Source organism: Streptomyces diversicolor, from assembly GCF_057537855.1.
This window is the reverse complement of the sequence record NZ_BAAJXA010000044.1, coordinates 68,377-83,868: the sequence shown is the minus strand read 5'-3', so window position 1 is coordinate 83,868 and position 15,492 is coordinate 68,377. Positions and strand designations below refer to the sequence as shown.

The window sequence follows — 15,492 nt, the reverse complement described above, 5'->3', positions numbered from 1 at the left end:
AGATGTGTGATTGGGCCCGCGCCCCGGCTGTCAGGGGGCCAGGGGCGCGGGAGCTGTCCGCGGCGCGGTCCGACTGCCGCCCGGTGGCGTGCGCGGCCGGGCCTCAGTAGTGGTGCGGCCGACTGCGGATCTCCTCCGGCCAGGCCAGCCGGATGCCGAGCGTGTCGCTGAGCAGCCGCTGGTAGTCGGCCAGTTGGGCCTGGTCGGAGCGGGCCTTGCGGGGCGGCAGGGCCCGGTCGAGGCAGAACGCGGCGAGGGCGCCCGCGGCCTCGCCGATGGACCACTCCACGGGGTGCAGCCGGTAGCAGCCGTTGGTGATGTGCGTGGTGCCGATGTTCTTGTTGGCGGGCAGCAGGTTGTCGACGCGTACGGGGATGAGGGCGCCCAACGGGATCTGGAAGGGGTAGGACTCGATGTCGATGTAGGTGCGGCCACCGGTGCTGGGGTGCAGGTCGATGCGGTAGCTGCCGAGGCCCACGCTGTCGTGGAACACCTCGCTCCCGGAGCCCGGCGGCCGGGCCGCGACCCCCACGTGTTGTTCGAGAACGGTGAACTCGGCCTTGATACGGCGCGATTCGCGGATGTACGGCGTCTTCGCGAGGCCGTCAGCGGTGCCGGTGACATCGGGGCGCAGCCGCAGTCCCGGCCAGCCGGTGCCGCCGTCGGGGCGGGGCGCCTCGGTCTGCAGCCAGTACAGGAAGGACAGGGACAGTGCGCGGCTGGCCGCGAGCGCCGCGTGCCGTTGCTCGGCGTCGACGCCGAGCAGCGGTGTCTCCCAGTAGTCGATCTGCGGCCAGTTGACGACGGTGAGGTCGGAGGCGAAGGCCCCGGCCGTGAAGTTCTCGCGGGCAAGGACGCGGCGGAACCGCCACAGGTCGAAGTGCTCGCCGGCCTCCCGCTCCGCTCCCATCAGCGCCCAGGTGCGCCGCTTGAGGGTGATCGGGACGATGTCGGTGAAGGAGAGTTGCGGGCCGGGCCAGAACGGGGCGACGGTGGTGCGCCAGTGCTCGTAGGCGGCGGGCCGGTCGATGACATGGTCCTCGCCGGGCCGGTGGTCCAGGGCGAAGCACCAGGACACGGCCTGCTGGTCGTAGGGGTCGGCGGTCTCGGGCGCGTGTGGCTCCCCGGTCTCGTCGCGGCCCTCGGCGCCGATGACGTGCTCCACGCCGGCGAGTTCCAGCAGGTCGCCGAGTTCGGTGGCGTCGGCGACGTAGGCGGCATGCACGGTGATCTCGGGTCCGTCGTGCCGGTGGGCCAGCGTGACGGCCTCGACGCGGTCGCCGTCGGTGTGTGCGGCGACGGGCTCGTATCCCGTGAGGACGGTGATCGCACCGGAGGACCGCCACGGAGCGAGCATTTCCTCGATGACGGCCACGGCGACGCGCGGCTCGTGGCACATCCGGCTCACCACGCCCAGCCCGGGGTCGAGGAGCGGGTCCCGCGCGGCACCGGGTCTGAGGGGGTAGGCGCGGCGGTAGTAGTCGCGTACCCGACGGCGCAGTTCGGCGTAGCCGGGCGGGGCGGCCGGACCCTCGATCCAGGGATGCTCGTCGGGCGGTACGGCCTGTGCGGTGAGCTGTCCGCCGAGCCAGTCGGTGGCTTCGGTGAGCACGACCGTACGGCCGAGCCGGGCGGCGGTGAGCGCCGCGGCCACACCGCCCAGTCCACCGCCGACGACAAGAATCTCGGTTCGCATTTCTGACATGGGCCCTGAGGCTCCTTCTGCCGATGACGGGCGTACCAGGTGGTTGTGCGGTGTTCGCGCCGGAAGGGGCGCGGGGGAACGCGACGACGCCGCACACAACCGACGTCAGGTCGCGCCCCAAAGGGGCGCGGGGAACTGCGCGACCAGCCACGACGGCGCCGCAGCCGAACGACGGCCCATCCCGGCACAACCAGCGGAGCTAAGCCGCGGCGACCGTGGTGCCCGCGATCACCGGGCACGGCACCAACAGGCTCCCCGTCCGCTGCCCGGGGTCGTCGAGCATGGCCTGCAACCGGTCCACGGCGATGCGGCCGATCTCGATGCGGGGGATCACCAGGGAGTCCCACTGCCCGGACAGGTCCGCGGGCGCCGCCTCCAGCACGGCCACGGACACGTCGTCGGGTATCTTCCGCCCCCGGGCGGCCAGTTGCTCGCGCAGGGACTCGGCGAGCCCCACGCTCTCCACCACGATCGCGGTCACCGCGCCGCGCGCCACCTCGTCCAGCCAGGCCGCCCCGATGCCCTGGGCGCCGTGGAAGCCCGGGGAGGTGTCGGTCAGCCCGAGCCGTGCGACGGCCTGCGCGTAGCCGACACGGCGGTCCTCGTAGGGCTCCATCTCCATCCAGTCGCGTACGTAGCCGAGCCGCCGGTGGCCGTGTTCCACGAGCCGTTCCACGATCCGCGCGCTCGCCGACCGGTAATCGGGGACGATCTGCGGGATCTCCGCGCCGGGCACCTCACGGCGGCCGATGTGCACGAAGGGGTAGCCCTCGTACCAGAGCCGTGCCAGCTCGCCGCGGTCGGTGGAGACACCGAGCAGGATGCTGCCGTCGGCCAGGTTGAGCCGGTTGGTGCCGTTGCGGTAGATCTTGCGCTCTCCGTCGTTGCCGGACCCGGTCGAGGTGAACAGCACCAGGTCGAAGCCGGTCTCCTCGGCCCGCTCCTCGATCCCGAGCAGGAACTCGAAGTAGAAGTCCTCGCGTGCGTGCGGGAAGACGCGCTCGAAGGTGTGCACGCCCAGCAGGTTGTTGCGCTGTTTGCGCATGGCCCGGGCGGCGGGGTTGGCGACGTATCCGAGGGTGCGCACCGCGTCGAAGACCCGCTGCCGGGTTTCCTCCGGTATCCGCGCGGTCGCCGCGTTCCCGCTGATCACCCGGGACACCGCCGACTGGGATACGCCGGCGAGGCGGGCCACGTCCGCCTGGCTGGGTGCCTTGTCACGCCGTCGTGCTGTCACGTCGCCCCCTGGAGCGTGTCGCGCCGGGCGGCGGTCGCCGCGGCGTGTGTCGTCTCGGCCAGTTCCCCGGCCCGGCCCTTGACGTGCAGCCAGCACATCGTCCAGTGCCCGTCGCCCAGCTCCGTGCGCGGGGGTGCCTCGCTGCGGCATTCCGGCATCGCGAACGGGCAGCGGGGGTGGAACCGGCAGCCCGTCGGCGGGTCGATGAGGCTGGGTGGCTCGCCCAGCTCGTCGGCCCCCGCGAAGAGCGCGTCGCGGTCGCCCACGCCGCGCTCGGGGTCCGGGGAGGACTCTATGAGCAGTTTGGTGTACGGGTGCTGCGGAGCGGCGATCAGGTCCTCCTTGGGGCCGGACTCCACCATCTGCCCGGCGTACATCACCGCGATCTCGTCGCACAGGTAGCGGGCGCCGGCGATGTCGTGCGTGATGTACAGCAGCGCCAGGCCGTCCTCGGTGCGCAGCCGCTGGAGCAGATTGAGCATCTCCAGCCGGATCGACACGTCCAGCATGGAGATCGGCTCGTCCCCGAGCAGCACCTTGGGCTGCACGGCGAGCGCGCGGGCGATCACGACGCGCTGGCGCTGCCCGCCGGAGAGCTCGTGCGGGAACTTCGCCGCGAACTCCGCGGCCGGGGTGAGGCTGACCCGTTCCAGCAGCTCCGTGATCCGCCGCTCGCGTCCGGCGGCGGTCAGCCGCGGCTGGTGCAGGCGCAGCGCGCGGTCGAGGTTGTAGTGGACGCGGTGCAGCGGGTTCAGCGATCCGAAGGGGTCCTGGAAGATCAGCTGCACCTCGGAGTGATAGGCGCGCCGGGCCCGCCGGCTGCCGCTCATGGGCTCACCGCGCAGCACGATCTCGCCCCGTGTCGGTTCGTGGAAGCGGGCCAGCAGCCGGGCGAGGGTCGTCTTTCCGCTGCCGCTCTCCCCCACCAGCGCCAGGATCTGACCGGGCCTGAGGCGTACGGTCGCGTCCTCGACGGCCCGGACGACGGAGGTGCGGCCGAGTGGGCCGCGGACGGTGAAGTGCTTGGAGACGTTCCGTGCCTCCAGGACGTACGCCGGTTCCTTGTCCGGCTCCGCCGCCGGCGCCGTCCGCCCCGCGGCGGCGGCCGCTTCCTCGTGCGGGGACTTGCTCATCGGGTCCCGCCTTTCGTCTCACGGCCGGTCTCATTGAGCAGGCAGGCCGCCTCGTGCCCCGGTTCGGGCCCGACTGGCAGCAGTGCCGGCAGCCACTCGTCGCAGCCCTCGGTGCGCCGCGCGCAGCGTGGGTGGAACGGGCAGCCGGCCGGTGGGCGGCGCAGGTCGGGCGGGGTGCCGGGGATGCCGCGCAGGGTGCGCAGCGGGGCACGCAACGGCGGGAAGGAGTCCCGCAGTCCCTGGGTGTAGGGGTGTTTCGGGGCGCTGTAGAGGGCCGCCGCCTCGCCCACCTCGACGATGCGGCCCGCGTACATGATGGCGATGCGGTCGGCGAGTTCCAGCAGCAGCGACAGGTCGTGTGTGACGAAGACGACCGCGAAGCCCAACTCCCGGCGCAGCCGCAGCACATGGGCGAGGATCTGGCGCTGCATCACCACGTCGACGGCGGTCGTCGGCTCGTCCATCACCACCAGTTCGGGGCCACAGGCCAGGGCCAGGGCGATGGCGGCACGCTGACGCATCCCGCCGGAGAGCTGGTGCGGATAGTCGCGGACCCGGTCGGCGGAGATGCCGACCAGGGCGAGCAGGTCCGCCGCCCGTGACCAGGCGTCCCGCTTGCTCATCGAGCGGTCGCGGGCCCGCAGGACGTCGGCGAACTGGGCGCCGATCCGCATCACCGGATTGAGCGCGTCCATCGCGGACTGCAGCACGATGGACAGCGCCGTCCACCGGTAGCGGCGCAACCGCCTGCCGTCGAGCGCCATGAGGTTCACGGCTGGGGCGCCGTCGCGGCCGTGGAAGAGGACCTGGCCCGCTGTGGTGACGGCGGGCGGGCGCTGCAGCCGGGTCAGCGCGGTGATCAAAGTGGACTTCCCCGAGCCCGACTCTCCCGCGACACCCAGGATCTCGCCCCGGTGCAGGGTGAAGGAGACGTCGGAGCAGGCGCGCACGGGGACGCCGCCGGTGGCGTACTCGACGGTCAGGCCACGGACCTCCAGGACGGCCTGCCCGGCGGGGGCCATGGACGGCCTGTGCTGCTCGGTCTGTACGGTCATCGCAATCCACCTCCGGGCCGCACGGTCGTCGAACACGGCGGTAGGGCACACGCGGCCGGCGAACAGGGCGGTACGGCACACGCGGTCATCGAACAGGGCGGTAGGGGACTCGCGGTCATCGAACAGGGCGGTAGGGAACTCGCGGTCATCGCACCCCACCGCCTGCCCGCGCGAGCCGCTTGGCGTGCCGCACCGTCACGGGGCGTGCGGCCCGCAGCTTGGGGTTGGCGAGTTCGTCGACGCCGAAGTTGACCAGGGCCGCCGCCGTGCCGATCAGGGCGATGCACAGGCCGGGCGGTACGAACCACCACCACAGGCCGCGCAGGACGGCGCTCTGCTGCTGCGCCGACTGGATCATCGTGCCCCAGCTGATCGCCGAGGAGTCGGAGATGCCGAGGAACGCCAGTCCCGCCTCGGCCATCACCGCGCCGATCATCGCGTGCAGGAACATGGACGCGATGAGGCCGGTCAGATGGGGCAGCACTTCGGCGAAGACCAGTCGGCGGCCGCGTTCGCCGAGCATCCGCATGGCCCGTACGAAATCGCGGTTGGCGATGCTGAGCGCCTGGGCGCGCAGCGTGCGGGCCCCGCCGGACCAGCCGAAGAAGCCGATGATCAGGGCGATGGTGGTGAGCCCGGTGCCCTGCAGATAGCCGGCCACGATCAGGATGAGCGGCAGCACCGGCAGGACGAGGAACAGGTTCGTCAGGAAGTTCAGGGCCGCGTCCACCCGGCCGCCGTAGTACCCGGCCGGTACCCCGACCAGGATCGCCATGGCCGTGCCGACCACCGCGCCGAGCAGCCCGACGTACATCGAGCCGCGGGCGCCTGCGATGATCTGGGCGAGGACGTCCTGTCCGAACTGATCGGTGCCCAGCAGGTGTGCGGCGCTGGGCGGCCGGGCGATGACGCTGGTGTCGTTGGCGCGCGGATCGAGGCCCAGCAGGCTGTGTGCCAGCCAGGGGCCGAGCAGGGCCAGCAGACCGAAGAAGGCCAGTACGGCCAGTCCGGTGCGGACCTTCCAGCCGGTGAGGAACACGGTGCTCAACGCCCGTCACCCTCCTTCTCTGATACGCGGGTCGAGCAGGGCGTACACCGAGTCGGCCAGCAGGTTGGCCAGCAGCACGGTCAGCATGATGAGGAAGAAGACTCCCTGCATGACCGGGTAGTCGCGCTGCTGGAGCGAGGTGTAGAGCAGATAGCCGATGCCCGGATAGTTGAAGACGACCTCGGTGAGCAGGGCACCGCCGACGACGTGGCCGAGGGCGAGGGCGAAACCGGTGAAGTTCGGCAGGACGGCGTTGCGGGCGGCGTAGCGGAGCAGCACCCTTCGGCCGGGCAGGCCCTTGGCCTGGGCGAGCAGGACGTAGTCCTCACGGACGGTGGTCACCGTCATGTTGCGCATGCCGAGCAGCCAGCCGCCGAAGGCCGAGAACACGATGGTCGCCGCGGGCAGCGCCCCGTAGTGCAGCACGCTGAGCAGGAAGGACGGGGAGAAGCCGATGGGCAGGTCGGCGTCGTATCCCCCGGACAGCGGGAACCAGCCCAGCAGGAAGGCGAACAGCCACAGTCCGAGCAGCGCCATCCAGAAGTACGGAATGGCCGAGACGAACGTGGTGAGCGGGCTGACGACGGTGTCGAAACGGCCTCCCGCCTTCCAGCCGGCCACCGCTCCGATGCCCGTGCCCAGCACGAACGCGATCACCGTGGTCGTGCCGACGAGCAGCAGCGTCCAGGGCAGGCCCTGCCACAGCAGATCGCTCACGGGCGTGGGGAAGTTGCTGATCGAGATGCCGAGGTCGAAGTGTGCCAACTGGCCGAGGTAGTCGAGGTACTGGCGGCCGAGATCGGCACCCGGGTCGCCGAAGACCTTCTGGATGGACTCCAGGGCGCTCGGCGACAGTTGCTGACCGCTGACACGCTGGAGCTTGTCGACGATCGCGGCGGACGGGTCGCCCGGCATCAGCCGCGGCAGGAAGAAGTTCAAGGTGATCGCCGACCAGGCGGCGGCCAGATAGAAACCCAGTCGGCGGGCCAGGAATCCCCAGCGGCGGGGGGCACGTGTACGGCCCGCGGCGGGCGCGGCGGAGGCGGCGGGGGCGGTCACCGCGGTCACTTGGCGGCCTGCTTCAGCTTAAGGAGGGTGAGCGTGGTGTCGGGGCCGAGACCGGGGAACGGCACGTGGGAGAAGTGCTCGGGGGTGGGCCAGCCGGCCCAGTGACCGGCGTTGATGGCTATGAACCAGTAGCTGTTGTAGATGGGGCTGTACGGCACCTGTTCGGCGACGATCTTCTGAAGTTCGTGTCCGGCGCTCGTCGTCACGGCGGGATCGTCCGACCCGAGGAGCTTGCCGATCGCGGCGTCGGTGGCCGGGTCCTTCCAGCGGCCGATGTTGGTGGCGGCCTTCTCGCCCAGTGGGCGGTAGGCGCGGCTGCTCAGGGCGCTGTAGACGCCGGCGACACCGGCCCCGCCGGTGGTGCTGATCGTGAGATCGAAGGCGCCGGTCTGCTGCTGCTCGAAGAGGTTGGCACCGGGTGCGCCGACCGACTTCACCTTGATCCCCAGGTGCTTCTCCCAGCTGCGGATCATGATGTTGGCGTAGGGGTCCCAGCCGTAGTCCTGGTTGAACGAGAGCTTCGGTGCATACGACTTGCCGTCCTTGACCAGCTTGCCGCCCTCGACCTCGAAGCCGCTCAGCGCCAGCTCCTTCCGCGCTCCGGCGGCGTCCACCGGCTGCACTGTGTGGCGGTACTCGGGCAGGATCGCATCCCCGAAGACCTCGTCGACCAGTCCGGTGGGACCCGCCTCCGTGCCGGGACGCTGGAGTGTGGTGACGATGTCCTTGCGCGGAACCGTCATCGCCAGCGCCCGCCGCAGATGGACGTCGTCGAAGGGGGCCTCGGCGGCGTTGAAGAAGAGGGAGTAGGCGCCGCCGGTGGCGTACTTCTGGTACAGGTGGCGCACCGGGTCCTTCGCGACGTACTCCTGCTCGGCCCCGTTCCAGGCCACGAGCGCCCAGTCCACGTCACCGCGCAGCAGTTGGGCCCGTACGGAGTCGCCGCTGGTCGGGACGATCTTGAGCTGCTTCAAGGCGAACCGGCCGCCCCAGTAGTCGCTCCGGGCGGCCAGGGTGACCTGCTGGGGCGCGAACCGCTCCAGGGTGAAGGGGCCGGTGCCCACCGGGTCGGGGTTGGTCCAGCTCTTGAGGTCCTTCCCCTCCCAGATGTGTTTGGGTACGACCGGGAGTTGGGGGGATGCGAGCTGGCCCGATTCGCTGAAGGCGGGGTTCGGCCAGTGCACCGTGACGGTGCCGGCGTCCTTCTTGGTGACGCGGTCGTAGGTGGTGCCGCCGCTGTTGAAGGCGGGGTCCTTCAGCGGAATGCTCAGCGAGAAGACCACGTCGTCCGCGGTCATGGGCTTGCCGTCCGAGAACGTCACGTTGTCGCGCAGTCTCACGGTGAGGGTGGTGCCCGACTCGTCGAACTCCAGGCTCCTGGCCAGCCAGGGCTTGACCTTCGCGCCGTCGCTGTAGTCGATCCGCGCCAGTGGTTCATAGATCAGCTCGTTGTTGGGCGACTTCTGGATGGCGGGGCCGAACATGTTGTAGTTGCGGACGAACGTCGTCCCGCCGTCGGTCTTGCCGAACACGAGTGCCCGCGTGTCTGTCCCGCCCGCCCCGGTTCCGCCGGCACCGGCCGTGCAGGCACTCGCGCCGAGGGGGATCGCCACGGCCGCCGCCGCGGTGCGCGCTAGGAAGGCTCTTCTCGTGGGCATGGCTGACTCCTGGCTCCTCGTGAGGGCGGTGCGGGGCGCGTAGGACAGTGCTCATACGTATGAGCATCGGCGCCGGAGACTCCTGAGCCCTGCTTCTACGTATGACCAGGGAACGTACGGACGTTGCGACACGGCGTCAAGAGTGTGACGTCAAGGTTTTTTGAGCCAACATCAAGCCGTCGGCGGACTCAACGCGCCAACGGAGCGGGAGACTTGCAAGCCACCGACGGATTCGGCCCGCGGCCGGCAGGACGCTGTTGCGACGCCCCGCTGCCGGCGTCCGTCCACGCATTGACACCCCGACGCGGCCCGCCTACGTTGAGCGTCCTTGGGTGCGCAGCATCGCTTGCCGCCTCACCGATGCCGCACGGGGCAGCATGACGGGACGTCGTGCGTGCCCCTTCCTCCCGCTGACGTCCGGACGTCCGATCCCGCGCGTCCTCGTGGGCGAGAAGCCCCACCACGCCGGCCGGCCGCCGCACGCCCCGTCCCGGTCCCGGCCGACCGCACCGGCCCCACCGATTCGACACCCCGCAGTCCAGGACCCTGGAGTACCGCCATGCCGCGATCCGACCGTGCGCACCGCGCATGGAGCCGTGTCCCGCGTCCCGCCTACGGCGCCGACTACAACCCGGAGCAGTGGGACAGGGCGACCTGGAAGGACGATGTCCGTCTGATGCGCGAGGCCGGCGTCAACCTGGTCACCCTTGGCGTCTTCGCCTGGTCCTGGATCGAACCCCGGCCGGGCGCCTTCGACTTCTCCGGTCTCGACGAGGTCATCGCCCTGCTGCACGAGTCGGGCATCGCCGTCGACCTGGCCACACCGACCGCCGCGCCCCCGCTGTGGTTCTCGCAGGCTCACCCCGAATCGCTGCCGGTGACAGCCGACGGGCGGACGCTCGCGCCCGGTTCCCGTCAGGCGTACTGCCCCTCGTCACCGGCCTACCGGGAACGCGCCGCGCAGGTCACCCGCCGCCTCGCCGAACGCTACGGCGACCACCCCGCCGTGGTGATGTGGCACATCAACAACGAGTACGCCAACGCCAACGCCCATTGCTGGTGCGCGGCTTCGGCAGACGCGTTCCGCGACTGGCTGCGCACCGGGTACGGCGACGACCTGGACGTGCTCAACGACCGCTGGGGAACGACGGTCTGGGGCATGCGGTACAGCGACTGGGACCAGGTCGTACCGCCGCGCACCAGCACCGGCGGCCTCTCGCCCGGCCTGTGGATGGATTTCCACCGCTTCAGCGACGCCGAACACCTGGACTGTTTCCGCGCCGAGCGTGACATCGTGCGCGCCCACTCCCCCGGACGCGCCGTCACCACCAACTTCATGGCGGGCGCGCTCCGCTGGAGCGACTACTGGCGCTGGGCGGGCGAGGTCGACATCGTCTCCAGCGACCACTACCTGATGTCCGAGGACCCCGACCGCGCCGCGGACCTCGCCTTCGCCGCCGATCTCACCCGTTCGCTGGCCGGCGGGCAGCCCTGGATGCTCATGGAGCACTCCACCTCCGCGGTGCAGTGGCAGCCGCGCAACCTCGCCAAGGTTCCCGGGGAAATGGCCCGCAACACCCTGACCCATCTCGCCCGCGGCGCGGACGGCGCCCTGTTCTTCCAGTGGCGCCAGTCCGCCTACGGCCCGGAGAAATGGCATTCGGCGATGGTCCCGCACGGCGGGGAGGACACCAGGATCTGGCGGGAGGCCAAAGCACTCGGCAACACAGTCGCGGGTCTCGCGGACATCGCCGGGAGCACCTGCCCGCCCGCCGACACAGCCCTGCTGCTGGACTACGAAGCCATGTGGGCCCTGCATCTGCCCCACCGGCCCAGCAGTGACCTGACCTGTTCCGATGTGCTGCGCGACTGGCACCGTGCGCTGTGGACCGTGGGGCTGCCCTGCGACCTGGTGCCCGCACCGGGCGAACACCGCCTCCTGCTGGTGCCGTCGCTCTACGCCCTGTCCACCGCCACGGCCCGGGCGTTGGAGGACTACGTGGCACGCGGCGGCCATCTGGTCGTCGGACCCTTCAGCGGTGTGGCCGACCCGCACGACCGCGTGCACCCCGGCCCGTACCCCGGCGCGCTGCGTGATCTGCTCGGCCTGCGGGTGGACGAGTACCTTCCGCTCGCGGCCGGCGAAACGGTCGGCCTGGACGACGGTTCGACCGGCCGTCTGTGGGCCGAGCGTGTCCTGCCCGACCCGGGCACGGAGGTGGAGTGCCGGTTCACCGACGGCCCTGCGGAGGCGGGCCCAGCGATTCTCCGCCGCGGCACCATCCGCTACCTCGCCACCCGCCCGGCACACTCCTCCCTGCTGCGTCTGCTGCCCCAGTGGGCCGCGCACGCCGGCTGTGCACCTCCGGTCCGGGGAGCCGGACATGGAGTCGAGGTCACCCGGCGAACCGCGCCCGACGGCAGAACCTGGCTGTTCGCCGTGAACCACACCGGGCGGCCCGCGCGGGTGGCCGCAACGGGAGTCGACCTCTTCTCCGGCGTCCGCTCGGCAGGCGAGGTCACCGTCCCTGCGGGGGACGTCGCCGTACTGGCCGAGACCCCTCGGTGACCTTGCCGAGCGGGGCCGCCGGCACACGGTGCCACCGCACACCCCAGAAGCTCTGACGGCACGCGCAATTCAGCGAAGACATGTATCCCGCGACCTTCGGTCGCGCCCAACAGCGAGGTGATCCATGAAGGCCCGACTGTTCGTCGTCATAGGTGCGCTGGTCCTGGGAGTTGTTCCGGGCACCGCCTCCGCGGTGGCCGACCGAGCCTCCGTCGCAGCGGCGGGAGGTGACCCCATGGCCGCGCAGCCGGTGCTGCTCAACCAGAGCGGCTTCGGCCTCGGCGAGTCCAAGCGGTTCACCGCGCCGCGGGCCGAGGACGGCGCGAGGTTCACGATCACCGACACATCCGGCAGGGTCAGATACCGGGGAGAGGTCAAGGGCGGCGTGGGCGAGTTCACCGCGTTCGACCCGCGCGACACGGGCGACTATGTCGTCACCGTCACGGGAATAGCCGGCGTCGGCACCTCCGTGCCCTTCGGGATCGGCGCGTACTGGATCGACCGGGTGTCCTATCGGCGCGCGCTTGAGTTCATGGCGGGCAGCAGGTGCTACTTCGGTGACGCCACCCGCAAGACGGCCGAGCCGGTCAGCGACGAGTACGGCCCGCGCGACTGCATGAAGGGTGTGGCCTGGCGGGACGCGGCGCACTACTCGCGGGAGATCCAGACCCTCGTCGACATGTATCTGGCCAACCCCAGTGCGTTCGAGCAGATACATGTGGACGGCGCCGACTCCACGGGACTTCCGGTGACACTGCCGGAAGGCACCCCGGACATCGTGCGTCTCATCTACTGGGGTGTCGAGCTGCTTCTGCAAGGAGACGTCAACGACCCCCAGCTCAAGGAGCAGTTGGCCGCGTTCGTCTATGCCTACCCGCAACTCGGCCAGTACGTTCCGGCGTCAGTCTACCGGCGGGCCTGCGATCACCTTTTCTCCTCCTGGGGTGACCCTGCACGCGATCGGTACCACTGGCAGGCTTTCACACCCCACACAGGGGATCTGTTCCAGGTGTACCAGCAGGTGGGAACGGGAAAGGGGGAGCTGGCTCCGGGGCATTCGGTGTGGCCGAACCTGATGATGTACGAGGTGGCGCGGCGCGAGGGCCGCGATGATGCCGGCCGCTATCTGCGTGCCGCTCAGGACCAGGCCGCCTGGCTGATCGACAACCTGGACCTGTCCGACCCGCGGGTGACCAAGGGGCAGCGGCAGAGTGAGTACGTGCTGATCACCGGGCTGGTGCAGTTCGCCGAGCTGTATCCGGGCGAGGCTCCCAAGGGCATCAAGCGGTTCGTCCGGGACTGGGCTCACCTGGTGGTCGACCGCTCGGCCAATCTCTGGGACTTCCGCCGGTACTCCGACGACCGCTGGACGATCCCGGCCTTCACCGGCGGCGGCGCCGACGACCCCAACGAGGTCGGGAACGTGGCTGGTTTCTCCGCGCCGGCACTGGCCGCGGCGCGACTGCTGGGCGACGGTCCGCTGGCCGGCCGACTCCGCGAGATCGCCACCGCGCAGGTCGACAACATCTTCGGCCGCAACCCCACAGGGCGGCACGCCTCATACGACGCGCCCGACGCACAGGTGGGGTTCGAGGGCGTGGAGCACGGATGGTTCTCCGAGTACTACGGCGGTGCGGGGCTGCTGGAGAACGTGCCCGGCGTACTCGACGGGAGCCCGAAGAACGGGCACTATCCCTTCCATCCGGAGCAAGGCAACATCGGTCACACCGAGGGCTGGGTCGCCTTCAACACCGCATGGAACGAATCGCTGGCCTGGCGGGCGGCCGACCAGACGCACCTCAAGGTGAGCACCCACGGCCGCGCCCCCGCACAGGTCGTGCGCAGCGACGCGAAGGTGCGGGTCGACCTGGCCGCGCCCTTGAACCTGGACGCCGACGCCCTCGACCATGGCACCGTCGATGTGCGCGTGGGCGACCGCGGCACCCAGCAACTGACGGTCACCCAGACGGCGAAGAACTCGACGACGTTCAGTGCCACCGTCAGCCTGCCGGAACTGGAGGCCAGACCTCACGACGTGATCACCGTGACCTACGGGCATGGCCCGTTCACGCGGTCGTACTCCTTCACCGTGACCGACCCGGAACCCGGCACCCACTGACAGCCACACCCTTGAATCGGCCCGCCCCGCCACAGCGGTACGGCACCGAGGAGATCCCGCGATGCACCGTGCACGACGTCGTCCTCATCCGGGCGGCCCGGCGGGGAGGAGACACCCGGCGTCGAGACGGTCATCGACCGCGTCGTCTCCCCCCTGATGTACCGCATCCGCTTCCGTCCGCAGGGACTCGACGCCGCGTACGTCCGCCGGCTCGTCACCGAAGCACTCGGCCCGAACGGCCGGTGACCCGGAGTAACCGCGCATCGGCGGAGGTCAGGGACTCGCTGTCACCGTGGGACGCGGCGAAGACGTCACTTCGATTCCAGTCGGCCCAGCGGGTGGGTGTCACCGGTGAGCGCGGCCCGGGCCGCCTCCCAGCCGGTGTGGTCGACGCCGGTGATGTGCCGCAGGTAGGCGAGAGTGACCTGCCGGACGAGGGCGACGCGCTCGGGGTTCTCGTCGGTGGTCTCCGCCACCTCGTAGCCGGTGATGCCGCCGAGGGAGTGCTGGCCGCCATGGACCGTCAGCAGGCTCTTGCCGCCGCCGCTGAGGGTGTACGGGTCGGTCGTCCAGGACGGTCCCCGGGTGGAGAGCGGAAGCTCGTCCTTGTCACCGGCGACGACGAGTCCGGGTGCGGTGATGTGGGAGAAGTCCTGGTCGCGCAGCCAGGGAGCGTTCTCGTGGGCGAAGGGGGTCAGTTCGTCGCCGCCCTTGCCTGCGGTGGCCAGCTGGACACTGGCCATGACCCGGGGGTCGGACATGTCCTGCGCGATGCCGGTCTGCGGGTCCATGACGCGCAGACCCACGAGGATGCCCGCGGTCTGGCCGCCGAAGGAGTGTCCGGCCGCGACGACGCGACGGTGGTCCACCCGGCCGGCCAGCCCGGGCACGGACGCCTCCAGCGTGTCGAGTTCGTCGAGGATGCGCTTCATGTCCTGCACGCGGTAGCGCCACATCTGGGGCTTTCGGGGGTCGTCCGCGTCCAGGTGCAGCCTCTTGGAGTCGAGGTGGGTGGCCTGGATGACGACGAAGCCGTGGGAGGCCCAGTGGTCGACCAGGGGTGCGTAGCCGTCCAGGTGGGAGCCGAAGCCGTGCGCGAACAGCACGATCGGCAGATCGGTGCCGGTGACCGGCGCGGAGACGCGTACATGCAGGTCCTCGCCGCGCTCCGGTGCGGGCAGTATGACCGGCTTGACCGAGATGATCGGGGTGGGCTCGGGTTCGCCGAGGTCGATCGCCCTGTAGGTGCTCATACGTGTGCTTCTTTCCGGTGTGGCGGGCATGTCCGGGCCAGGCTGCCGAGGCCGGCGCACAAGACGGCCGTTGTCGGCGGCGGGGCCCGGGCGCCTGGTGTCGTGATGACCATGGCGCACGTCCGTTACGCTAAAACCTCACGTTGACGTGAGAGGCAAGGCGTAGCGCGTACGTCGTCAGGGAGAGCACATGCGCATCGGGGAACTCGCCGCCCGGACCGGCGTCAGTGTCCGGGCCCTGCGCTACTACGAGGAGCAGGACCTGCTCGTCGCCGAGCGCAGCACCAGCGGCCAGCGCCACTACCCCGAGAGCGCGATCGACCAGGTGCAGCTGATCCAGCAGCTCTACGCCGCCGGGCTGTCCAGCAGGACCATCGTGGAACTCATGCCGTGCGTCGTCGGCGGCCGGGCCACCCCCGCCCTGCTCAAGCGGTTGGCTGCGGAGCGCGATCAGGCCGACCGGCGCATCAGCGATCTCACCCGCACCCGGGACCGGCTGGACTCGATCATCACCGCCGCCACGGGCAGCATGCTCACCGGCGCTTCCTGCCGGCGGGAAACCACCGCCTAGGAACACCGGTCCGCCGGGTCGGTGACGCCGTGGGGGCCCGGCCCAGCCGCCGAGCCGGGCCCCCACGGGTGGCCGG

General features: G+C 70.6%; 11 protein-coding genes. 3 read left to right on the top strand and 8 right to left on the bottom strand.

Annotation, left to right across the window (positions count from 1 at the left end; translation table 11 throughout):
- Positions 1 to 103: 103 nt before the first annotated feature.
- From AC27LF_RS36995 to AC27LF_RS36965, 7 genes are all read right to left on the bottom strand, one after another.
- Positions 104 to 1,696: an FAD-dependent oxidoreductase gene (locus AC27LF_RS36995; protein ID WP_479660705.1), complete on the bottom strand. Its 1,593-nt coding sequence runs from the start codon at positions 1,694 to 1,696 to the stop codon at positions 104 to 106.
- 208 nt (positions 1,697 to 1,904) lie between these two features.
- Positions 1,905 to 2,942: a LacI family DNA-binding transcriptional regulator gene (locus AC27LF_RS36990; RefSeq protein ID WP_479660698.1), complete on the bottom strand. Its 1,038-nt coding sequence runs from the start codon at positions 2,940 to 2,942 to the stop codon at positions 1,905 to 1,907.
- Positions 2,939 to 4,075 (bottom strand): ABC transporter ATP-binding protein, encoded by a 1,137-nt coding sequence (locus AC27LF_RS36985; RefSeq protein WP_479660697.1) that lies wholly within the window; start codon positions 4,073 to 4,075, stop codon positions 2,939 to 2,941. The genes AC27LF_RS36990 and AC27LF_RS36985 overlap by 4 nt, the downstream gene beginning before the upstream one ends.
- Positions 4,072 to 5,130, bottom strand: coding sequence for an ABC transporter ATP-binding protein (locus tag AC27LF_RS36980; protein ID WP_479660696.1), 1,059 nt, complete (start codon positions 5,128 to 5,130; stop codon positions 4,072 to 4,074). Before AC27LF_RS36980 ends, AC27LF_RS36985 begins: the two co-directional genes overlap by 4 nt.
- A gap of 145 nt (positions 5,131 to 5,275) precedes the next feature.
- Positions 5,276 to 6,169, bottom strand: a complete 894-nt coding sequence (locus tag AC27LF_RS36975) for an ABC transporter permease (RefSeq protein WP_479660704.1) — start codon at positions 6,167 to 6,169, stop codon at positions 5,276 to 5,278.
- Between the two features lie 15 nt (positions 6,170 to 6,184).
- The gene (locus tag AC27LF_RS36970) at positions 6,185 to 7,168 is read right to left on the bottom strand and encodes an ABC transporter permease (RefSeq protein WP_479660703.1); all 984 of its coding nucleotides are present in this window, start codon (positions 7,166 to 7,168) and stop codon (positions 6,185 to 6,187) included.
- Positions 7,169 to 7,242: 74 nt separating this feature from the next.
- Positions 7,243 to 8,904, bottom strand: coding sequence for an ABC transporter substrate-binding protein (locus tag AC27LF_RS36965; protein ID WP_479660695.1), 1,662 nt, complete (start codon positions 8,902 to 8,904; stop codon positions 7,243 to 7,245).
- A gap of 559 nt (positions 8,905 to 9,463) precedes the next feature.
- On the opposite strand from AC27LF_RS36965, the gene AC27LF_RS36960 reads away from it, so the two are divergent.
- Together AC27LF_RS36960 and AC27LF_RS36955 are read left to right on the top strand one after the other, a co-directional pair.
- Positions 9,464 to 11,473, top strand: coding sequence for a beta-galactosidase (locus AC27LF_RS36960; protein WP_479660694.1), 2,010 nt, complete (start codon positions 9,464 to 9,466; stop codon positions 11,471 to 11,473).
- A gap of 124 nt (positions 11,474 to 11,597) precedes the next feature.
- A complete protein-coding gene (locus AC27LF_RS36955; protein ID WP_479660693.1) occupies positions 11,598 to 13,592 on the top strand; it encodes a hypothetical protein in 1,995 nt (664 codons plus the stop codon).
- Positions 13,593 to 13,903: 311 nt separating this feature from the next.
- Here the strand turns inward: AC27LF_RS36955 and AC27LF_RS36950 are convergent, their stop codons facing one another.
- On the bottom strand, positions 13,904 to 14,845 hold the full coding sequence (locus AC27LF_RS36950; protein WP_479660692.1) for an alpha/beta hydrolase family protein: 942 nt from the start codon (positions 14,843 to 14,845) through the stop codon (positions 13,904 to 13,906).
- Between the two features lie 190 nt (positions 14,846 to 15,035).
- Here AC27LF_RS36950 and AC27LF_RS36945 point away from each other — a divergent pair, with 190 nt between their 5' ends.
- Entirely contained in the window at positions 15,036 to 15,416 is a 381-nt protein-coding gene (locus AC27LF_RS36945; RefSeq protein WP_479660691.1) for a MerR family transcriptional regulator, read from the top strand.
- Positions 15,417 to 15,492 lie beyond the last annotated feature (76 nt).

Bases quoted from the DNA above. Each gene is read 5' to 3' on its own strand.
- AC27LF_RS36995 (WP_479660705.1), bottom strand. From the start codon at position 1,696: ATGCGAACCGAGATTCTTGTCGTCGGCGGTGGACTGGGCGGTGTGGCC.
- AC27LF_RS36985 (WP_479660697.1), bottom strand. From the start codon at position 4,075: ATGAGCAAGTCCCCGCACGAGGAAGCGGCCGCCGCCGCGGGGCGGACG.
- AC27LF_RS36980 (WP_479660696.1), bottom strand. From the start codon at position 5,130: ATGACCGTACAGACCGAGCAGCACAGGCCGTCCATGGCCCCCGCCGGG.
- AC27LF_RS36965 (WP_479660695.1), bottom strand. From the start codon at position 8,904: ATGCCCACGAGAAGAGCCTTCCTAGCGCGCACCGCGGCGGCGGCCGTG.
- AC27LF_RS36960 (WP_479660694.1), top strand. From the start codon at position 9,464: ATGCCGCGATCCGACCGTGCGCACCGCGCATGGAGCCGTGTCCCGCGT.
- AC27LF_RS36955 (WP_479660693.1), top strand. From the start codon at position 11,598: ATGAAGGCCCGACTGTTCGTCGTCATAGGTGCGCTGGTCCTGGGAGTT.
- AC27LF_RS36950 (WP_479660692.1), bottom strand. From the start codon at position 14,845: ATGAGCACCTACAGGGCGATCGACCTCGGCGAACCCGAGCCCACCCCG.
- AC27LF_RS36945 (WP_479660691.1), top strand. From the start codon at position 15,036: ATGCGCATCGGGGAACTCGCCGCCCGGACCGGCGTCAGTGTCCGGGCC.